Source organism: Arthrobacter glacialis (genome assembly GCF_002909415.1).
GTDB classification, from domain to species: domain Bacteria; phylum Actinomycetota; class Actinomycetes; order Actinomycetales; family Micrococcaceae; genus Specibacter; species Specibacter glacialis.
The window spans coordinates 39,574-59,011 of sequence record NZ_PPXB01000011.1 but is presented as its reverse complement, the minus strand read 5'-3'; the positions used below and the strand labels follow the sequence as shown (position 1 = coordinate 59,011).

19 protein-coding genes are annotated in these 19,438 nt (G+C 63.5%); 5 read left to right on the top strand and 14 right to left on the bottom strand.

All coding sequences use genetic code 11. The features are described 5' to 3' along the window. Nucleotides 1-51 precede the first annotated feature (51 nt). From bioD to bioB, 5 genes are read right to left on the bottom strand one after another with little or no spacing between them, the layout of a single operon-like run. On the bottom strand, nt 52-738 hold the full coding sequence (gene bioD / locus CVS28_RS13695) for a dethiobiotin synthase (protein ID WP_103481883.1): 687 nt from the start codon (nt 736-738) through the stop codon (nt 52-54). Further along, entirely contained in the window at nt 735-1,823 is a 1,089-nt protein-coding gene (locus CVS28_RS13690; protein ID WP_103481882.1) for a cytochrome P450, read from the bottom strand. The genes bioD and CVS28_RS13690 overlap by 4 nt, the downstream gene beginning before the upstream one ends. Next, on the bottom strand, nt 1,820-2,965 hold the full coding sequence (locus CVS28_RS13685; RefSeq protein ID WP_243399896.1) for an aminotransferase class I/II-fold pyridoxal phosphate-dependent enzyme: 1,146 nt from the start codon (nt 2,963-2,965) through the stop codon (nt 1,820-1,822). Before CVS28_RS13685 ends, CVS28_RS13690 begins: the two co-directional genes overlap by 4 nt. Beyond that, nucleotides 2,965-4,335 carry an adenosylmethionine--8-amino-7-oxononanoate transaminase gene (locus CVS28_RS13680; RefSeq protein ID WP_103481881.1) on the bottom strand — a complete coding sequence of 457 codons (1,371 nt, stop codon included), beginning with the start codon at nt 4,333-4,335 and terminating at the stop codon, nt 2,965-2,967. The genes CVS28_RS13685 and CVS28_RS13680 overlap by 1 nt, the downstream gene beginning before the upstream one ends. Then, the gene (gene bioB / locus CVS28_RS13675; RefSeq protein ID WP_103481880.1) at nt 4,328-5,404 is read right to left on the bottom strand and encodes a biotin synthase BioB; all 1,077 of its coding nucleotides are present in this window, start codon (nt 5,402-5,404) and stop codon (nt 4,328-4,330) included. The genes CVS28_RS13680 and bioB overlap by 8 nt, the downstream gene beginning before the upstream one ends. A 111-nt stretch (nt 5,405-5,515) precedes the next feature. Here bioB and CVS28_RS13670 point away from each other — a divergent pair, with 111 nt between their 5' ends. Further along, on the top strand, nt 5,516-6,043 hold the full coding sequence (locus CVS28_RS13670; RefSeq protein WP_103481879.1) for a TetR/AcrR family transcriptional regulator C-terminal domain-containing protein: 528 nt from the start codon (nt 5,516-5,518) through the stop codon (nt 6,041-6,043). 184 nt (nt 6,044-6,227) lie between these two features. Here the strand turns inward: CVS28_RS13670 and CVS28_RS13665 are convergent, their stop codons facing one another. From CVS28_RS13665 to CVS28_RS13635, 5 genes are all read right to left on the bottom strand, one after another. Next, on the bottom strand, nt 6,228-7,655 hold the full coding sequence (locus CVS28_RS13665; protein WP_423716408.1) for a TrkH family potassium uptake protein: 1,428 nt from the start codon (nt 7,653-7,655) through the stop codon (nt 6,228-6,230). Between the two features lie 449 nt (nt 7,656-8,104). Then, complete coding sequence (locus tag CVS28_RS13660) at nt 8,105-8,359, bottom strand: hypothetical protein (protein ID WP_207797213.1); 255 nt, start codon at nt 8,357-8,359, stop codon at nt 8,105-8,107. A gap of 20 nt (nt 8,360-8,379) precedes the next feature. Continuing rightward, entirely contained in the window at nt 8,380-9,420 is a 1,041-nt protein-coding gene (locus tag CVS28_RS13655) for an NAD(P)-dependent alcohol dehydrogenase (protein WP_103481876.1), read from the bottom strand. Between the two features lie 308 nt (nt 9,421-9,728). Further along, on the bottom strand, nt 9,729-10,655 hold the full coding sequence (locus CVS28_RS13650; protein WP_103466568.1) for a helix-turn-helix domain-containing protein: 927 nt from the start codon (nt 10,653-10,655) through the stop codon (nt 9,729-9,731). A 672-nt stretch (nt 10,656-11,327) separates the two neighbouring features. Next, complete coding sequence (locus tag CVS28_RS13635; protein WP_103481874.1) at nt 11,328-11,867, bottom strand: flavodoxin family protein; 540 nt, start codon at nt 11,865-11,867, stop codon at nt 11,328-11,330. Between the two features lie 139 nt (nt 11,868-12,006). Between CVS28_RS13635 and CVS28_RS19770 the strand changes: the two genes are divergently transcribed. Continuing rightward, on the top strand, nt 12,007-12,144 hold the full coding sequence (locus tag CVS28_RS19770; RefSeq protein WP_165788160.1) for a hypothetical protein: 138 nt from the start codon (nt 12,007-12,009) through the stop codon (nt 12,142-12,144). A 46-nt stretch (nt 12,145-12,190) separates the two neighbouring features. Here the strand turns inward: CVS28_RS19770 and CVS28_RS13630 are convergent, their stop codons facing one another. The 3 genes from CVS28_RS13630 to CVS28_RS13615 form a co-directional block, all read right to left on the bottom strand. Further along, on the bottom strand, nt 12,191-12,913 hold the full coding sequence (locus CVS28_RS13630) for a VIT1/CCC1 transporter family protein (protein WP_103481873.1): 723 nt from the start codon (nt 12,911-12,913) through the stop codon (nt 12,191-12,193). Nucleotides 12,914-12,944: 31 nt separating this feature from the next. Further along, entirely contained in the window at nt 12,945-13,019 is a 75-nt protein-coding gene (locus CVS28_RS20340; RefSeq protein WP_243400211.1) for a universal stress protein, read from the bottom strand. Between the two features lie 260 nt (nt 13,020-13,279). Further along, entirely contained in the window at nt 13,280-15,727 is a 2,448-nt protein-coding gene (locus CVS28_RS13615) for a phosphoketolase family protein (RefSeq protein WP_479768594.1), read from the bottom strand. A 206-nt stretch (nt 15,728-15,933) separates the two neighbouring features. Here CVS28_RS13615 and CVS28_RS13610 point away from each other — a divergent pair, with 206 nt between their 5' ends. The 3 genes from CVS28_RS13610 (at nt 15,934) to CVS28_RS13600 (ending at nt 18,743) form a co-directional block, all read left to right on the top strand. Further along, entirely contained in the window at nt 15,934-16,443 is a 510-nt protein-coding gene (locus CVS28_RS13610) for a universal stress protein (protein WP_103466553.1), read from the top strand. Between the two features lie 432 nt (nt 16,444-16,875). After that, nucleotides 16,876-17,820, top strand: a complete 945-nt coding sequence (locus CVS28_RS13605; RefSeq protein WP_103481870.1) for a universal stress protein — start codon at nt 16,876-16,878, stop codon at nt 17,818-17,820. Nucleotides 17,821-17,822: 2 nt separating this feature from the next. Continuing rightward, nucleotides 17,823-18,743: an amino acid kinase family protein gene (locus tag CVS28_RS13600; protein ID WP_103481869.1), complete on the top strand. Its 921-nt coding sequence runs from the start codon at nt 17,823-17,825 to the stop codon at nt 18,741-18,743. Between the two features lie 60 nt (nt 18,744-18,803). Here the strand turns inward: CVS28_RS13600 and CVS28_RS13595 are convergent, their stop codons facing one another. Then, on the bottom strand, nt 18,804-19,286 hold the full coding sequence (locus CVS28_RS13595) for a pyridoxamine 5'-phosphate oxidase family protein (protein ID WP_103466547.1): 483 nt from the start codon (nt 19,284-19,286) through the stop codon (nt 18,804-18,806). Between the last annotated feature and the right edge of the window lie 152 nt (nt 19,287-19,438).

Sequence of the window (19,438 nt, the reverse complement as noted above, 5' to 3'; positions counted from 1 at the left end):
TCGGACAAGACAGGCGAACTGGTTCTGCCCGCGAAGAAGTAACGCAATCTCTTAGCAGTGAGGCAGGTGCAGCCATTGGGTCGCCAGTTCACGGAATGTCCGCGGTGCCAGCCGGGATGCCCCGGCTGGCAGGCAGCCCAGAAACTGCGTTCCCTCAGTTCCGCGCAGGCTTTCGCGGTTGCTGAGTTCAACGTCCGACGGCGTTGCCGGCCAGGAGCCGATCACCAGTGCCGGGCCGGCAAAGCCGCGGCGGTGCAGTGCCTCCACTGTCAGGGCGGTGTGATTCAGCGTTCCCAAACCACTGCGGCACACCACCACGAAATGGCTCAGGGCGGCTCCCGTGGCAGCCGCCGCGAGGTCCGCCAGGGTGTGGCTGTCGGCATCGAGTTCCACCAGCAATCCGCCGGCGCCCTCCACCAGCACGTGGTCATGGCTGGCGGCCAGTTCCGCAATGCGGGCCACATGGTGAGTCAGATCCGGCAATTCACGATTGGCCCGGCCCGCGGCGGCACGTGGCGCCATGGGGTCACCGAGCCGGATGCCCTCATGAATCGAGTGGACGCCGCTGAGCCGGGAAACCTCGTCAACGTCGCCGTGCTCGCTTCCGGAAGCTCCGGTTTGGGTCGGCTTGTAGATGGCCACGGCGGCCCCGGCGGCTGACAGCGCCACGGCCAGGGCCGCCGTCGTCAGCGTTTTGCCAACGTCGGTGTCGGTGCCCGTTATGTAGGTGACGCTCATGGGAATTCCTTGTTGGTGAGTTGGGCAGTGACAGTGAGCGGGGCCTGAAAGGAAAGCAGCCGCAGCCACTGCGGCGGGGCACCGGCCGGTTCAAGGAGGGGCAGGGCTCTGGCGGTTTCCTCCAGGACCAGCGCGGTTTCCAGTTCGGCCAGTTTTGCGCCGAGGCAGCGGTGCAGGCCGTGGCCAAATGCCAGCGAATAGGCGGTCGGTGCCGCCTGCCCGGGGTGCCGTCCCGACAATTCCAACAAGATTTCCGCCCCGGCCGGGATGGCCTGCCCCGCCACCTGGGTGTCGCGAAGGGCAGCGCGCCGCCAGGTGTGGACGGAGGATTCGGTGGCCAACACCGCGCGGACATGGTTGCGGGCGGCCTCCGGTTCACTCAGGGCGGCCCAGCTGCCGGTGGTTGCCCGGGCGGCGGATTCAAGCCCGCGGAACAGCACCGTGTTGATGAGCTGCGCGGTGGTTTCCTGGCCGGCAATGACCAAGAAGTAGCCCAGGGAACACACCTCGGCGCTGGAGAGGCCTGCGGCGTCGAGCACACCAAACAGCGATGAAGTGCCCCGGGCGGCTGCCGCCTCCTGCCGAAGCCACACGTAGAATTCCGCGGCGCTGTGGGCCAGGAGGAGTTGCCGCTCGGGATCCGGCCAGCCCCAGAACAGCTCCAGGGAATCCCTGCTCCACCGTTTCAAGAGGTCCAGCTTCGGCGTGGGTTGCCCCGTGAGCTCGGCCATGACGACGGGCGGGATGTGCCTGCCCACGTGCTCCGCCAGATCCACCGGGCCCTGCCCAAGCGCCATGCTGGTGGCCGCGAGCCTGTGCCGTGCCAGCTCACGGACCCGCGGTTCAATGGCGGCAACCTTGGCGGGCGTAAAAAAGCGGCCCACCATGGTGCGCACTGCTCGGTGCTGGGCCCCTGTGGCAGAAGCCAGCACCGGGGGCAGCGCAAAACGGACCTTGCTCAGAATGCGCAGAGTGGCCGGGGCCAGCGGAACCACCGAGGTCAGGGCGTTGGTCGGGGCAAAGTCGTCCGTGCGGCGCATGATGTCCCGCACCTGGGCAGGCTCGCCAATGACTGTGTAGCTCAAGACGGACCACCGTTCCTGCCGGCTGCCAGCGCACGCGCCACGGTGTTGGCAGCCCATTCCAAGTCCGTGTCCGTGAGGTTGGCGCGAGCCGTCAGCCGGAGCCGGGATACGCCGTCGGGCACGCTGGGCGGGCGGAAGCAGCCCACTGAGACACCCTGTGCCCGCAGCTCCGCTGCCAACTCGGCTGCCCGGCTGGCCGATTCCACCGGGATGGATTGGACGGCGCCCGCGGCCTGCGGAACACCGCACCGGGCGGCCAGAACGGCCGCGTTCGCCAGCACCCGCTGCGCCAATTCTGGCTCCTGCCGGACAATGGCTGCTGCGCGCGCGGCTGCGGCAGCCGCGGCCGGTGCCAGGGCCGTGTCAAAGATGAACGTCCTGGCCGTGTTAACCAGGTGGTCCCGGAGCAGGGCCGAGCCCAATGCGGCTCCGCCCTGGGACCCCAGCGCCTTGGACAAGGTGGCTGTCACGGCAACATGCGCCGCGCCAGCCAGTCCGGCGGCATGGACGGCGCCCCGCCCCTGGCCGGCGACCCCGAGACCGTGGGCGTCGTCCACCAGCAGCAGGGCGTCAAAAGTGGCGCACAGGCCGGCGACGGCGGCCAAATCGGAGGCATCGCCGAGCACGGAGTAGATGGATTCCAGCACCACGATGGCCCGCGGCTGAGTGCGGTTGGCCAGGGCAGCGGCAATGGCGGCCACGTCGTGGTGGGCCACCTCGAGTGCGGGGGAGCGGGAGAGCCTGATGCCGTCAAGCAGGGATGCGTGCACGTGGGCGTCGTGAATGATGAGAGTTCCGGGGCCGCCCAAGGCTGTCAGTACCCCGATGTTGGCGGTGTAGCCGCTGGAGAAAGCCAGCGCCGCCTCCTGTCCGGTCAGGAGGCACAGCTGTTTTTCCAGATCCTGGTGGGCCGCCGTGGTGCCGCACACCACGCGGGAACCGCGGGCTCCGGCGCCGAATTGGTGCAGAGCCTGGGTGGCTGCGTCAATGACGCGGGGATCGGCGGCGAGACCCAAATAGTCGTTGGAGGCCAGATCCACCAGCGTGTTCTGCGGCTCGGTGCTGCGCTGAAGTCCGCGCCGTTTGCGGACATCGGCCCGCGAGCCAAGCCACGTCTGCATGGCGGTTGTTGCACCGGCCATCAGCCGTGCACCTGGGCCACGGCGGCACAGATTCCTGCGCCGATCGCGGCCACGTCGTCGGCTGAGCTGATGAACGGTGGCATGGTGTAGATGAGGTTGCGGAACGGCCGGATCCAGACACCGCACGCCAGCGCCGCCGCTGTTACGGCTGGCACATCCACGGGCGAGGACAGTTCCACCACACCCACGGCACCCAACACCCGAACTTCCTTGACCGACGCCTGCGAACGCGCCGGGGCCAGGGCAGCAGCCAGGCCGTGTTCGATACCGGCCACCTGATCCTGCCAGCCGTGGGTTGTCAGCAGATCCAGGGAGGCCGACGCTACGGCGCACGCCAGGGGGTTGGCCATGAACGTCGGACCGTGCAGCAGCGCCCGGAGCGGGGACTCGGTGACCGCCTTAGCCACACGGGCGGAGCACAGCATGGCGGCCAAGGTCAGGTAGCCGCCGGTCAGGGCCTTGCCCACACACATGATGTCCGGAACCACGTCCGCCCATTGAGAGGCAAACAGTTTCCCCGTCCGGCCAAAACCCGTGGCGATCTCATCCACAATCAACAGCACGCCGTTCTCATCGGCCACCCGCCGGGCTGCGGCCAGGCATTCGGGGGCATAAACATGCATGCCGCCAGCGCCCTGCAGTACGGGTTCCACAATGATGGCCGCCAGCTCGTCACTGTGGGCGCGAACCGTTGCCTCAAGGGCGGCAATCCATGTGGACACCTCAGCCGTGTCGGCACTCAGCACACCACCGACGAGCCGGGCGGCGGGCGGACGCGGCAGGAACAACTGCTCGGCAATGTTGGCGGGAAAAGCCGCGTGCATGCCGTCTACGGGGTCGCACACGCCCATGGCGGCAAAAGTGTCGCCATGGTAGCCGCCACGCAGGGCCAGAAAACGGCTGCGTCCAGGCCGGCGGTGCCCCAACTGGAACTGCACAGCCAGCTTCAGGGCCACTTCCACGGACACCGAGCCGGAGTCGGCAAAGAAGACATGGTCCAGTCCGGTCATGGCGGCCAATTGTTCGGCCAACCGCACGGCCGGCTCATGCGTCAGGCCGCCAAACATGACGTGGCTGAAGCGGCCGGCCTGTTCCAGCAGGGCCGCATCCAAGGCGGGGTTCCGGTAGCCGTGGATGGCTGACCACCACGAACTCATGGCATCCACCGCCTCAAAGCGGCTGCCGTCCTCCGAGGAGAGGCTCAGCCGCGTGCCGTGCGCACTGTGCACAGCATAGGGTGCGTCACCGTCCAAGGGGGCATAGGGGTGCCACAACAATCCGCGGTCGCGCTGGATGAGTGTGGCGCGGACAGGAGGAGTGTCCGCTGCGGCCGCCGTGATGGTTGGTGCCGCTCCGGTGCCATCAAGCATTGGGGGCCATCGACGTGCCCGCGCCCCGGCGGCGGATGGTGAGGGACCCTTCGGGGGAGGGCGCGCCGTCGTCCGTCTCTTGGTCCTGATTGCTGCCCAGCACCACAAAACCGTTGTCCGCAATCATGTCCAGGTCCGCCGTAGCCTCCTGGCCTTCGCTGGTGAGGTAGTCGCCCAGGAACAGGGAGTTGGCCACATGCAGGGCCAGCGGCTGGAGCGTGCGCAGGTGCATCTCGCGCCCGCCAGCCATGCGCAGCTCCGTGGCGGGGCAGGCAAAACGGACCAGGGCCAGCACGCGCAGGCAGGCGGCAGGGGTCAGCAGCCAGGTGCCCTCCAGCGGGGTCCCGTCAAAGGGCATCAGGAAGTTCACGGGGATGGAATCGCTGCCCAGTTCGCGCAGGGCAAACACGGCGTCTATGAGCTGATCGTGGCTTTCGCCCATGCCCACGATCACTCCGGAACAGGGGGAGAGGCCTGCGTCCTTGGCCTGCTCCACGGTGCGCACGCGGTCGGAAAACTCGTGTGTTGAGCAGATGTCCGCGTACATCTCCTCGCTCGTGTTCAGATTGTGGTTGTAGGCGTCAACCCCGGCGGTCTTCAATCGTCCTGCCTGCCCCTCCTTGAGGATGCCCAGGCAGGCGCACACCTCAACGTCGGGGTGCTGGTCCTTGAGCTCGCTGACCATGCCGGCCACCCGGTCCACGTCCCGGTCGCTGGGGCCCTTGCCGCTGGCCACCATGCAGACGCGCGAGGCGCCGGCGCGGATGCCGGTGGTTGCCTGCGCCACGGCATCTTCGGGCTTGAGCCAGGTGTATTTCAGGATTTGCGCAGCCGAGCCCAGCCGCTGCGAGCAGTACGTGCAGTCCTCCGGGCACAAGCCCGATTTCAGGTTGACCAGGTAGTTCACCTTGACGGTGTTGCTGAAGTGGGCGCGGCGCAGGCGCGCTGCCGCTGCCGCCACCTCCAGCAGCTGGTCGTCGGTGGATTCGAGGATGGCATGTGCCTCCTCGCGGGTCAGGGTGGCGCCGGTCAACTGCCGGCCGGCGAGGTCATCAAAGAAATTGAACACCGTTCAATTGTGCGAGGTGGGTGTGCCGCTGTCAATTGGGGCCACCTTCCATGGGGGAAGATGGAGGGGTGCCGCTGGGGCATGCCAACACAGCTGAGGGGACCGGAGCCAATGGCGTTGACACGTGAGCAGATTGTCGATGCCGCCATGGCCATCCTGCGCGACTACGGGCTGGCCGATCTTTCCATGCGCCGCCTGGCCCGGGACCTGGACGTCCAGCCCGGCGCCCTGTACTGGCACATCAAAAACAAGCAGGACCTGCTCACAGTGCTGGCCGGGATGATCCTGGAACCTGTGGGGCAGGCGGGAACTCTGCGCGGACTTGCGCTGGCCATTCGTCGGGCGCTGCTGTCCGTGCGCGACGGCGCAGAGGTGGTGGCCCTGGCCCATGCGCTGACGCCGGATGCGCCTTCGCCAATGCTGCATCTTCGCCAGCTGATGGCCGTACAGGGACTGTCAGCCCAGGAGGTGCAGTGGGCCGCCGATGCTCTCATCCACTTCATTTTGGGCGCCGCCACACAGGAACAGACCCGGGCAGGACTTGCCCGGGCGGGCCTGGTGGGGCAGCTGGACGACGGCGCCGATGCGGCCTTTGAGTTCGGCTTGGGGCTTTTTCTGGCCGGGCTGGCGCGGAGCTAGCCGAGCCGTGCAGTGGTTGGACTCAGACCCACGATTGTCTCTCCATGGCTTTCGTCGCGCCCGTTCCCGCTTTTCGCGCCCGTCCCAACGGGGGCGAAAAGCGGGGACGGGCGCGACCGCCAAAAAGCCCAGTCTGCCTTAGATGGCGGAGCCACCGCTCCACAAGCCCCATTGGTCCCCGCAACTAGCCGATGATGGGCCTTTCCTCGGGCAGCCTGTGCAGTCGTGGCCGCGAGGACAAGGCAATCGCCGAGGCAACGGTGATAGTGCCCAGACGCCCCGTGAACATCAAGGCCATCAGTACCCATTCGGCGCTGGCCGGCAAGTGGTACGTGATGCCTGTGCTCACACCCACCGTGGCAAAAGCGGAGATAGCCTCGAACAACACCTTGTCCAGGCTGTAGTCGGTGGTCATCAGCAGCAACAGGGTGCCGGTCATGACCGCGGCCACGCCGAGCAGCGCCACGGTAAGTGCCTGCCGCTGCACCGAGGGGCTGATGGAGCGGTGGGCGATGGTGACCTGTTCGCGGCCGCGGATCTCATTCCAGATGGCGAAGGCCAGTACCAGGAAGGTGGTGATCTTGATGCCGCCTGCCGTACCCGCACTGCCGCCGCCGATGAACATTAAGACGTTGGTGACCATGAGGGTGTCCTCCGAGGCAACCCCATAGTCGATGCTGTTGAAGCCTGCCGTGCGGGGAAAGACCGTTCCGCCCAGTGCGCCCAGGATTTTTCCACCCGTACTGAGAGGGCCCAAGGTTTCGACCCGGTTCCATTCAATGGCGGCGAAGAATGCGAATCCCACGGCCAGGAGCATGACTGTTCCGTAGACGGTCAGGCGGAGGTGGATGTTCCAGTCCTTGAGCTTCAACCGGCCGCCCAGCAGCTGGATGATCACGGGGAAACCCAGCCCGCCAGCCACCACGGCCACACAAATGGGGACGATGATCCAGGGATCGTCGGCAAAGCCCATCAAGTTGTCGCTGTAGAGGGCAAAGCCGGCGTTGTTGAACGCCGAGATGGCGTGGAAGAAGCCGTGCCAGAGGGCCGTGCCCGGATTGCTTTCATACACGAGCCAGAAGCGGACGCTCAGGACGGCGGCCGTGGCCAGCTCAATGGTGGCCATGATCTTGAAGACGCGGAAAAGCACTGCCTTCACGTCACCAAAGTTCAGCGTGTGGGTCTCGGACTGCGCCACCAGCTGGCCCCTCAACCCGATGCTTTTGCGCACCAGCAGTGCCAGCAGGGTGGCCAGTGCCATGATGCCGAACCCGCCAACCTGGATCAGCGCCAGGATGACAACGTGGCCAAAGGGCGTCCAGAACGTGGCAGTGTCCACGGTGATCAGGCCTGTGACGCAGACGGCCGAGACGGCTGTGAAGAGTGCTGGCATGAGGAACTCGGTGTCACCGGCCGTGCGTGAGAACGGAAGCATGAGCAGAGCCGCCCCAACGAGGATCACCGCGAGGAAGGCCAGCGGCACCGTGCGGACAGGATGTTGCAGGGCGCCGGCCAGCCGGGACCCCATTTTTGAGGCGGGTCCCTTGAAGTCCAGTGACCTGCGGGTCACCGGGGAGTCGCCGGGACGGCACTTTCGCGCAAGAATCTTCAACACGGTGTCCGTTCGGTTCCGACGGAGCGGACATAGCCTGGAAGGCAACCCTGTGGTGCTAGGAGCTTGGGTGTTTGCATCAGTAGGGCCTTTCCGTTGTCAAGAACATCTCTGCCAGCTGTCCTCCGGGCGGCGCCCCTTCGCTGCGGGCCATGCAGGTCCTGAGCTAGGCGGCACGCACCATGGAGCCTAGCACCGGTCATTCGCCAATTCGGCGGTCTTTACGAAACCTTTACGCCCGATTCTTGGCCACGAAACCGCAAACCCCTGCAGGCAGAAACCTCCGGTAGATGACCGGGGCCGAGCCTGCGCTGTGGCACTCAGGCCTCCTCGTTTAGGCTCGCTCATCTCGATTGTCCGAAAGGTTCGTGTAACCCCGGGGTGGCGGAGGGCATCCGAACAGCGCAGCAAATCAGCCCGCAGCCCGGGCGCAAGGCGTCCACGATCCTTCAGCCCGCGGCGGACGCACGAAGGCTTGAAGGCAAGTAATCCGAGGCAAGCGGCGCAGAGCCGAACGTATTTGCCCGGATCGAGGCCGACACCCCGGTGAAGCCAGCCACGCTCAAGGCGACCTGGATCAACCGTTGGGGGCGGCGCATCTTTGAGGTTTCCACCACATCCGTGGAGCTCGGCCACGAACACTGGCTGTCCTTGACGGCACGGAAAGCGGCCGTGGTGGCGATCCCGGATTGGATCACCATCACGGCCGCTGGCCCGTCATGGTTTAGATCGTGGCTGCGTCGATGACGAAGCGGTAGCGGACATCGGATGCCAAAACACGCTCGTAGGCTTCGTTGATTTTGCTGGCCGGGATGACGTCGATCTCCGCGCCGATGCCGTGTTCGGCACAGAAATCGAGCATTTCCTGGGTTTCGCGAATGCCGCCAATCGCGGACCCTGCGAAGGAACGGCGGCCCAGGATCAGCGAGAACACCTGAACCGGGAGCGGTTCGGCCGGGGCGCCGACGTTGACCAGTGCGCCGTCGAGCCGCAACAGCTGCAGGAAGGCGTTGATGTCAATGAAGGCGCTGACGGTGTTGATGATCAAATCGAAGCTGCCGGCGAGATCGGTGAACGTGTTTTCATCACTTGTGGCGTAGTAGTGGTCGGCGCCCAGACGGAGCCCGTCCTCCTGCTTCTTCAGCGACTGGGACAGGACCGTGACCTCGGCACCCATGGCGTGGGCGATCTTGACGGCCATGTGGCCGAGCCCGCCCAAGCCGACGACGGCGACCTTCTTGCCGGGACCGGCGCCCCAGTGACGCAGGGGCGAGTAGGTGGTGATGCCGGCGCAAAGAAGTGGTGCCGCCACGTCCAGGCCCAAGCCTTCGGGGATGCGGACCACGAAGTTTTCGGTGACCACCACGTGGGTTGAGTAGCCGCCCTGGGTGATGGTGCCGTCGCGGTCCACTGCCCCGTAAGTGCCGGTATTTCCGGCCAAGCAGTACTGTTCCTCACCGGCCTGGCAGTTGGCGCATTCGCCGCAGGAGTTCACCATGCAGCCCACGCCCACCCTGTCACCGATGGCATGCCTGGTGACTGCGGAACCAACTTCGGTGACGATGCCAGCGATTTCGTGTCCTGGTGCCAGCGGGTAGCTTTGCGGGCCCCAGTCGCCGCGGACTGTGTGGATGTCCGAGTGGCAGATGCCAGCGTATTTGATCTCGATCAGGACATCGTGGGGACCCACGGCCCGGCGCTCGATGGTGGTGGGGACCAGCTCGCCGGTGGCGGAGGGTGCGGCGTAAGCGTTAACGGTAAACATGATTTCTCCTGTTGTTGATGTACAGAGGTGGATGGTGGATGGCCGGCCGTTCCCTCGGTGGCGAACAGGATGAATCCTGTCAGGGCCATGACCAACAGGACCGCCCGGGGCAGCCGGTCGCCGGTGGAGAATGGGTGGGAGGTGCCTTACTCATGGTCATGGTTGCCCCGTGCTGCTTCTAGTCAACACGAGAGTTTGGGCCGTAAACAGGCCGCGGTGTTAGGGGGTACCAGCAGGGACCCCCACAAAAAGGCCGCGGGCAGCATCGAACCAGCCGTCGCGCAGATAAGAATGCCCCAGCGGATGCCCTACTGGTCCAGATCAGCGGGCATGACCCGCTGCTCGTGGGCCTTCTCTGGCCCGGCGGGCGCGGCGGCGGCATTTTCGGCTTGTCTGTTGGTTGCCGCCCACATGGCCAGCAGCCGCAAACCATCTTCCGAGGCGGATCCCGGCTCGGCACTGTAGGTAATCATGGTCAGGCCAGGTGTTGCCGGCAGTTCCAAGGCATCGAAATGCACCCTGAGCTCGCCGACCACCGGGTGGTGGAACGTTTTTGCACCCGTCCTGTGAAGACGGACATTGTGTTGGGCCCAGCGTTTGCGGAATTCGTCGCTGCGGGTTGAGAGTTCCCCGACCAAGTCAATCAGGCACTTATCCATGGGGTTGCGTCCGGCCTCGGTGTGCAGCATGGCCACGGCCATGTCCGCAGCAAGATTCCAGTCCGGGTACAGCGATTGGGACTTGTGGTTGAAAAAGGCGAACCGGGCAAAATTCACCGGCCGGGTTGGATCCTCGAAGGCCCCTGAGTACAAGGCCCGGCCCAGCTCATTGAACGCCACTATGTCCAGGCGGCCGTTCTGCACAAAGGCCGGGATGCCCACCATGCTGTCCAAGATGCGCTGCACGCTGGGATGGATTCCCTTAGCTGCTTGCCGCCGTGGGCGTGTGGCCGGCCCGGCTGCCCTGGCCAAATTGAACAAGTGTTCGTGCTCGGCCTCGTTCAGCTGAAGGGCCCGCGCAATGGACTCCAACACAGCGTCCGAAACACCGGCAAGGCCGCCGCGCTCCACGCGGGTGTAGTACTCCACGCTCACGCCCGCCAGAAGAGACACTTCCTCGCGCCGAAGCCCCGGGACACGACGAATGCCGCCGAAGGTGGGCAGCCCGGCCTGTTCGGGTGTGAGCTTTGCTCGTCGGGAAGCAAGGAATTCCCTGATTTCACTACGGTTGTTCATACATACAACGTTACTTCCCGTGGCCATCTGCGAGGGAGTCCCTGTCAGGGCCTGCCTCGCCGGACTGAGGCGAGCGTGCGGGCAATGACCCATTCTCCGTCGCTGTGCTCGAAGCTGTTTAGCAACTGCAGCCACTGGGAAGGGGGCCCTGCCAGTACCCGGATAGGCAGGCACTGACACAGTTGCGGCACTTGCTGTGCACTGGTGATTATGGAATCGACATTGACTTCTTTGGGGTTGGTTTGCCGGAAATCCAGGCCAGCATAAACCACTCGCCCACGGCCCTCGCCTGGCTGCAAAACGCTTCTACGCTTGTCTTCCGCGGGCTGCTGCTAATAGGTGCTCTTCGCCGGCACCATGATTGCCTTCTTCTTTTCGCCACGCAGTTCTTCCGGAGCGTCTATGGCTGGACGCCACTTTAAGCCGGGCTTGGCTTCCTGCCCATGACAGTGGTTCAGTTTGTTTTCTCCTTGTCCATGTCACGTTTGACGCGGAAAGTCGGCAACGCGCCCCTGTGGGTCGTCGCCCTTGCGTTGGTTTTGTGAGGCATGGTGCCGATCTCCCACACCGCTGCCGGTGCACCCTTCCAGGTCGCCGTAGTGGGGCCGATGCTGCTCAGCGGACTCGGTCAGGGGCTGGCCTTTGGCCCGCTGACCGCCGCCCAAGCCCGAGTTAGTGGTGGATAAACTGTTCCATGGCCTTGCCCACGCTAGCGCCCCAGTTCCGGGCCCGGGCCAGCTCTCCGTCGTCGAGAGTGTTGTCTTTGGACACCAGGAAGCTCTCCGGCGAAATGACCGCGCGTGAGCCTCGTTTGGTGAGAGCATGCCCAATATGCCCCGATGCCGCTCCTGTGAGAATCCGCGCCAAGTCCCTGCGGGTGTCAAAGGCCGCAGACAGGGCTGGCACCAGGTCCAGGTCCTTGGTCCATTCGCGCACCCCCATCCCCGCCGCCAGGAGTTCAAGTGACAGATTCTTCGATGCATCCTTGGCCCACGTTGTTGCTTCTTCGCGTGAAGCGGGCCTTGTCATGCCATGCGCGTGAGTGGGGCCACCGAGAACAAGCAAGTCAGCCGAACGCGCGGCCTCCAGAGCTCGCGGGTCGTTGACGTTTGCCGTGATCACGGTTCCAAAGGGTGTCAATCCTTCAGCGATGGCCAGGGCAATGGCGCGTGTGTTGCCAAACATGGACTCATAGACGACGGCGATGCTCATCGTGATGTCCTTTCTCGGGACAAAGGGGTGGCGGGGTGCTTAAACAAGCCTTGCTGGCCCTGCTCTATTCCACTAGGGCCGAACGTCCCGCCACGCCCTATTGCGCCGCCCGCAGGCTGCGCGACCCACACTTCCCTGCATGGCTGAAGAGCAGTGTGTTCTTGTGGTGGATGACGCAGCACCGGTTTCGATGCTGGCCGAGCTGCTGGGCGGCTACCACAGCCGGTGGGTTCGGCCGTTGGACCATAGATTGTCGAACGGCTGGGCAAGCTCGTGACGGACATTTTTCAACGATGTCGGGGCCCTCAACAGGTCGAGCGCAGCTAAATGACACCGCTGGCCCCGAGCGCGCTGCCGATGCCGTAGGTTGCCGCGAGGGCTAGGGCGCCGCCAATGACCAAACGGGTTGCCGAGGTTGTTTTGGAGCTGCCTCCGATGGCTGCGCTCAAGGTTCCTGTGAGGGCAAGGGCCAGCAGGACGGCCAGGAACGTGACTGGGATCCGCCACTCCGCGGGCGGCAGCAGGATGGCGAGCAGAGGCAGGAGAGCGCCGGCGGTAAACGCTGCCGCGGAAGCGTAGGCCGCTTGCCAGGGATTCGCTTCCTCATGCTGGCTAATGTTGAGTTCCGCTGACAGGTGCGCCGATAGGGCATCGTGGGCCGTCAGCTCAAGGGCCACCTGATCCGCCGTGGCCGCGCTGAGTCCTTTGGCCCTGTAGAGGCCTGTGAGTTCGGCCAACTCTCCCTCCGGGTCTTCGAGCAGTTCGAGTCGTTCCTTCTCGATGAGTGCCCGTTGGCTATCGCGCTGGCTGCTGACGGAAACGTACTCACCCAGGGCCATGGAAACGGCACCGCCAACCACCGCGGCGACTCCTGCCACAAGAATCGGTGTGGGTGAATTCGTCACACCAGCAACTCCAACTACGGTTGCGGCGACGGAGACTATGCCGTCGTTGGCGCCGAGCACGCCTGCCCGCAGCCAGTTCAGGCGCCCGGTGATGTTGGCCGTGTGCGGTTCGTTGTCATGGGACCCCATCAAGTTGCTCATGTGCCCAAATTAGCAGGGTAGGCCCAAGAACTCATGCAGGAGCTGCGTGCACAATGAGCACCGGACAATGGGCGTGCGCGGTGCAGGCGGTGCTGACGGAGCCCATCAGCAGCCCCATGAATCCGTCAAACCCACGCCAAACGCGCGCTCAATGGAATGGTCGAAGACATCTTGAGCGGCGCCCTTGAAATCTATGCTCCCCAGGGAAAAGGGGACTTGGTAAACGGTTGGGAAATTCCAACATGCCATGGCCTTCACCCGGGCCCCCAGCGCAACGGCGAGCTTCTCGCCTTGACGGGGGGGCTTCGATGGAAGACTCAGAACCATCAACACCCACGATGATGGTGGCAGGTTCTTGTTCATCTCTCATGGTGCATCTCCGATCTCGGTTGGGGGTGTCCAGACCCATTCGCGAACCTCCGGCATATCCTCCAGATGCTGGCGAATGTACGTTTCGTGATCGGCCAGCATGATCCGGCAATGATCCGCCAGCTCCCGAGCACCGTCAAAGTGCCCACTGACCCGGTGCAGGGCTTCCAAGGCAAGGTGGTAGCGGCTCATCTTGTTGAGCACCACCATGTCAAACGGAGTCGTGGTGCTTCCTTGTTCGCTATAGCCGCGAACATGAAACCTGCCTGGATTCACTCGACCATGTAAGAGCTGATGGAACGCGCGGGCGTATCCGTGCCACGCCACAATGACCTCACCATTGGTGGTGAACAGTTTTTCAAAGTCAGGCTCGGACAGGCCGTGCGGGTGGACGTCCGGCGGCGGCAGCACCAAGGCGTCCATCACATTGATCACGCGTACCCCAAGTTGGGGAACATGATGCTGGAGCAACCACGCTGCAGCCAACGTCTCCTCCGTAGGGACGTCACCGGCGCACGCAAGAACAATGTCCGGCTCAGTCTCCCGCGCGTGGCTTTCGTTCCCCGCCCAATGCCAGATGGATGCACCCGCGGCGGCGTGCCTTCGGGCGTCCTCCAGATTCAAGTACTGGGGGTGGGCCTGCTTGTCCACCACCACCAGGTTGACGTAGTCCTTGCTGAGCAGGACATGTTCTGCTACAGCCAGCAAGGTGTTGGAATCTGGCGGAAGGTAGACGCGAATGACGGAACCAGACAGCGACAGGACAGTATCGATCAGGCCCGGCCCCTGGTGGCTGAACCCATTGTGGTCGTTGCGCCAACACGTTGAGGTGAGCAGGATGTTCAGGCTTGGCACGGGTTGCCGCCATGGCAGTTCGCGGGCATGCTGGAGCCATTTTGCATGCTGGATGGTCATGGATGCGCTCACCATGGCGAAGGCCTCATAGGTGGCGAACAGACCGTACCGCCCGCTAAGAACGTATCCCTCAAGCCAGCCCTGGCACAGATGCTCCGAGAGGACCTCCATGACCCGACCATTCGGGGAAAGGCGGTCATCGCCGTCCCGCACCGGCCCCATCAGGCACCTGTCGGTGACTTCAAAGACGGCGCCCAAACGGTTGCTGTTGGTCTCGTCCGGGCTAAACAGCCTGAAACGGGGATCATGAGCCGTGTCTGTGTAAACATCCCGCAGCATCTCACCCAAGGGTTTGGTAGTTTCATGTTTCATTGACCCTGGTGTGCCAACCTCCACGGCGTAATTTTCCAAGGGACGCATCGGTAGAGGAGCCACGTCTGAGCCGCCGTTTGCCCACGGGTTGGCGCCCATGCGCAGATCCGCATCGGGGGCCAAGGCCGCCAGATCGGGCACCAGCCGGCCCTGCGGGTCAAAGAGCGTTTCGGGTTTGTAGCTGCGCAGCCACGCTTCAAGCTGGGCCAGGTGGGCCGGGTTTTCGCGAACGCCTGCCAACGGGACCTGATGGGAACGGAAAGTGCCTTCCATGGCGACGCCGTCAACAAAGTCCGGCCCCGTCCACCCTTTCGGGGTGCGCAGGATGATGGCTGGCCAGGGTGCAGGAGTGCTTGCACTGGTATGGCGTGCCTGCTCCTGAATCTGCAGAATCCGTGCGTGCGCGCTGTCCAACGCTTGGGCCAGCATGGGGTGAACCAGGGCAGGATCACTGCCGGAGACCACCACTGGGTCCCAGCCGTGTGCGCGCAGCAGCGCCATGACCTGCTCGTCGGATTGGCGTCCAAGGACTGTGGGGCCGGAGATTTTGTAGCCGTTGAGGTGAAGTATGGGCAATACGGCCCCGTCCCGGCGTGGGTTGATGAAGGCTGGAGCTTTCCACGCGCCCTCCAGCGGGCCGGTTTCTGCTTCCCCGTCGCCAATCACGCAGGCCACGATCAGTTCCGGGTTGTCCATGACTGCACCCGTGGCATGGGCCAGCGAATAGCCCAGCTCCCCGCCCTCATGAATGGAACCCGGTGTTGGGGGACCTACATGACTCGGAATGCCCCCGGGGGTGGAAAACTGCCGGATCAACCGCAGCAGCCCCTTGGGGTCCTGACTGACGCGGGGATAGATCTCGGAGTAGCTCCCCTCCAGATAAAGGTTGGCGATCACTGCCGGACCACCATGTCCGGGGCCGGCCACGAACAGGACTCTGGCCCCGGTATTGCGAATGAGCCGATTTAAATGGACGTAGATCAAGGACAGTCCTGGGCTGGTTCCCCAATGGCCCAGCAACCGTGGTTTGATGTGCTCCGCCGTCAGTGGGGACGTCAAAAGAGCATTCTCTTGAAGGTAGATCTGCGCCACCGTCAAATAGTTGGCAGCATCCCAATAGCGGTTCATGAGTGCAAACTCGTCTGCGGCTCGTCCTGGTTGTTTGGATTCCGTACCGCTTTGCTGTCCGTGGCTGCTTCGGGCGAGCTGACTGTTCAAGACTGTCTCCGTCTCCTCAGGTGGTGGCTCAGGCCCAAACGACAGGCCCACGGACACAGGAGTAGCACGTCCGCCAATTCAAGAGTGGCACTATCTGCACTCGATGGTTAGGGACTTTTGACCCTGTGCAGCAACCTTCGCCGGCGTCGATCATTGAAGCAGCAAGACTTGGGAAAAGCGAAAGCGGGAGAAGAATGGATCACGCCATGCAAGAAAAGACAATCCACGACGGCCCGCGCATCGTGGTCGGTGTGGACGGATCGCCCCAGTCAGTGCTGGCACTCCAGTGGGCACAAACGTTGGCGCAAGCATTGGATGCAACCATCACCGCCGTCACGGCTTGGCACATGGAGACGGTTTTTGGCTCGTACATAGTCCCCGACTGGGACCCTGATGAAGGTGCACGCCAGATTCTCAAGGACGCCGTGCAGGAGGCCTTTGGCGGCAACCCACCCGAAGGGTTTAGCGGGGTGTGTGTCCGCGGTACGCCCGCCAAAGTGTTGATGGAGCACAGCAAGTCCGCGCGGATGCTCATTGTGGGCTCCCGTGGACACGGTGGATTCGCGGGCATGCTGTTGGGATCCGTCAGTTCGGCCTGCGCCGAACATGCAAGCTGTCCCGTCCTGGTTGTTCACGGTGAGAGGGATGCAGTGAGGGTGCCGGTGTCGGTGGGTGCAACTCATGGGGACGGCGACGCTCCCGTCAGAGACAGCTGAGGCGGCGAAACTAACACAACGTTCCATCACCGGAACCAGCCACCTCAGCGTTGGGGACGCATAAGGCCAGCTCGTGGAGGGTGCTGAAATCTCCTGGGGGATGCCACGCATTCGGTGGTCATTGCTGTCATGTTGTTGGTGAGTGTCGAATTGGGGTTCAGCAATGAATTTCGCGCCGAACGGGCTGCCGAAGCTACTCATTCACGCGTCACGCACACGGTTGTGGCCCTTCGGGACCGAATCCCTGCCAAATCGACGTAGTGGATCTGGTGCCCGGTGACGCAGTCCGCCTGGGTCTGGGGGAGCGTCAGTAACAGCAGATGTCATCAACCTAAAGATCCACTGTCATCCAGGGCTGACTCGGGCCCGAGAGATTCGTGGGGGGATTGTCCGGAGCCACTGACCTTGCAAAACTAGAAAGGCTGACCACTCATGGTCTTAGAACCTCAGATAATGGTGGGGGTGGATGGTTCACCCGCCAGTCGTGCCGCCCTCGAATGGGCAGCGCGACGGGCCCAGCGACAAAAACTGCCGCTTCTGCTGGTCCACGCCGTGCCGGATTATTTGGTCTTGCCGGAGCGGGTTGAATACCAGAGTGTCCGGGGGTCCCTCGAGGGCATGTTGGACAGTGAAGCCAACAGTGTGCGCGGGTTGGCCCCCGCTGTGGAGGTGCGCAGCAGCCTCCTCTTTGGCGAGCCTGCCCAAGTGTTGGCAGAACTTTCTGCTCGTTCCTCCATGGTGGTAGTCGGGACGGACAGAACAGCCGATGTTTACGGTGAGGAATTCGGCACGCTCAATGTTCAACTCGCCATGATCGGGCGATGTCCCGTGGCAGTCATCCCCGAACCCGGGAGCTCCGTGCGTACCGGCGTCGTGGTTGGTATTGATGGTTCTCCTGAGTCCATGGCCGCCGCGTATTTTGCTGCCGCGGAGGCTGCACACACTCGGCAGGACCTCACAGTCATTTGTGTCTCACATTCCCCGGCAAGGTGGGTGCATCCCAGTGCCGACGGATCCTTGGAAAATCAGCAAATTGGCACGCAGGGGCGCATGATCTTGGAAACTGTTGTGGCCGCTGTGCGTGCACGGCACATACACCTCACAGTTTTCGATCGATTCGAGCAACACGATGTGCCGGCGCAGGTGCTCATCGAGGCAGGGAAAGGTGCTGCCATGCTCGTGGTGGGAAACCGCGGCAGGGGAGCCACACACCATGCGCTCGTGGGCTCGGTTACGCAGCAGCTCCTTTTGGATGTTCCGTGCCCCCTTGTCATAACGCAACAGGAATATGCAGGCACAGCCGCCCAACAGTCCAAGGACCTGGGCGCAGGCCAGCAAATGCCAGCGCCTGTGCAGATCTCCCCAAGGGGTTTCTAAGCATGCGCCTTGTAGTAGCTATTGGCGGCAACGCGCTTCTTCACCTGGGAGAGATACCGGATGCCAAGACCCAGGTCGCCCGCCTAGCTTTGGCTGCGCCAGCACTGGTGGCACTTGCCGCAGAACATGAGGTGGTCATTGTTCACGGCAATGGTCCGCAGGTTGGCTTGTTGGCGATGCAGACAGGCGATGACAGTTCACTGACTTCCCCCTACCCTCTGTGGGACTTGGTTGCTGAAAGCCAGGGACTGATTGGTTACTGGTTGCAGGAAGCCTTGGGCCACGCGGGACTGGCCAAGGATGTTGTGGTGCTCGTCTCGCGGACTCTTGTGGATCCCACAGATCCGCGCCTGTTGGTGCCGACGAAGTTCGTCGGATCACTGTATGACGAGTCCGGCGCGCACGCTCTTGCGAGGAAGCACGATTGGACTGTCGCAGCCGATGGTTCCGGTTGGCGCAGGGTGGTTCCGTCACCGCTGCCCATCCGTATTCTTGAGAGCGCACAGGCAATGTTGCTGCTCGACGCCGGTGCAACGGTGGTCCTGGCGGGCGGCGGCGGCGTCCCGGTTGTGCCCGATGGGCCCGGTTTTCGTGGGATCGAGGGGATCGTGGACAAGGACTACGTTGCCGCCAGGGTCGCGGTCGACATTGATGCGCAGATGCTGGTTATTTTGACGGATGTCCAGGGTGTCATGAGCAATTTTGGGACGCCGAGCGAAGAACTCCTCAAGACCCTAAAAATCCAGGACATTGAGGGAAACTGCTTCCCGGACGGGTCCATTGGGCCCAAGGTCAGGGCCGCAGCGGACTTCGTGACAGCCAGTGGTGGGCGCGCCCTCATCGGCTCCCTGGACAATCTTGGCGCGATCATGGACGGAAAGAGCGGGACTGAAATCCTGGGGCCCGGCACCACTTCATCTTGATAGTGGCAGGCTTGGCAGGCTTGGCTGGCATGAGTGCCAGCCAAGCGGCTCGTGCTGGCGCTACTCGAAAGACGCGCGCCGTGCATCGGACAAAGGTGTACTCCAAATATCAGGTCGGGTGACCTTGAACCTCCGGCCGCTGAGGTTCAGGGGCAGGATCCGCATCAGGTGGTTCTTGATGCCGCCCTGCCAGGGCTCCAGTGTGAGGGTTTCCGCCTCGGCAAGCCCGGAGCCGGCCCTGATCGCAAGGACTGTGCCCCGCAGAACAACGCTCCACGCCTGCTCTGTTGAGGGATCGTAGCCATCGATTTCAAAGGCAACTGGGGTGTTGCTGGTGGAGCCGGCGAGTTTGGTGCCTTCGGCGGTTCGAAACACGAGTGACTCGTTGTCCACTGCGTAGTTGATGGGAAAAATGTCGGGGTGATCCTCGGTCACAACTGCCAGGCGCCCAATGACCGCTCCGCGCAGCAATTGCCAGCATTGGTCCTGTGACAGCGAGTCAATCTCCGGTGTGGTCCCTGATGGTGGCGTCTTAATAGTCATGGGATCGACTCTAGGCCCTTTGGTCCTGTGAACGTAGAGTACAAAGTCCCCAGCCTCGGCCCCAATGGGAGGTGCCTGGCCTGCTGACCGCGGACGCCCGGCCGGCAACGGGGGTAGCCTGTGAGTAGTGGCCGGGTTCTTGAGGCTTTTGA

Coding starts and splice junctions, on each gene's coding strand:
- bioD (WP_103481883.1), bottom strand. CDS start 738: ATGAGCGTCACCTACATAACGGGCACCGACACCGACGTTGGCAAAACG.
- CVS28_RS13685 (WP_243399896.1), bottom strand. CDS start 2,965: ATGGCCGGTGCAACAACCGCCATGCAGACGTGGCTTGGCTCGCGGGCC.
- CVS28_RS13680 (WP_103481881.1), bottom strand. CDS start 4,335: ATGCTTGATGGCACCGGAGCGGCACCAACCATCACGGCGGCCGCAGCG.
- CVS28_RS13670 (WP_103481879.1), top strand. CDS start 5,516: ATGGCGTTGACACGTGAGCAGATTGTCGATGCCGCCATGGCCATCCTG.
- CVS28_RS13655 (WP_103481876.1), bottom strand. CDS start 9,420: ATGTTTACCGTTAACGCTTACGCCGCACCCTCCGCCACCGGCGAGCTG.
- CVS28_RS13650 (WP_103466568.1), bottom strand. CDS start 10,655: ATGAACAACCGTAGTGAAATCAGGGAATTCCTTGCTTCCCGACGAGCA.
- CVS28_RS13635 (WP_103481874.1), bottom strand. CDS start 11,867: ATGAGCATCGCCGTCGTCTATGAGTCCATGTTTGGCAACACACGCGCC.
- CVS28_RS19770 (WP_165788160.1), top strand. CDS start 12,007: ATGGCTGAAGAGCAGTGTGTTCTTGTGGTGGATGACGCAGCACCGGTT.
- CVS28_RS13630 (WP_103481873.1), bottom strand. CDS start 12,913: ATGAGCAACTTGATGGGGTCCCATGACAACGAACCGCACACGGCCAAC.
- CVS28_RS13610 (WP_103466553.1), top strand. CDS start 15,934: ATGCAAGAAAAGACAATCCACGACGGCCCGCGCATCGTGGTCGGTGTG.
- CVS28_RS13605 (WP_103481870.1), top strand. CDS start 16,876: ATGGTCTTAGAACCTCAGATAATGGTGGGGGTGGATGGTTCACCCGCC.
- CVS28_RS13600 (WP_103481869.1), top strand. CDS start 17,823: ATGCGCCTTGTAGTAGCTATTGGCGGCAACGCGCTTCTTCACCTGGGA.
- CVS28_RS13595 (WP_103466547.1), bottom strand. CDS start 19,286: ATGACTATTAAGACGCCACCATCAGGGACCACACCGGAGATTGACTCG.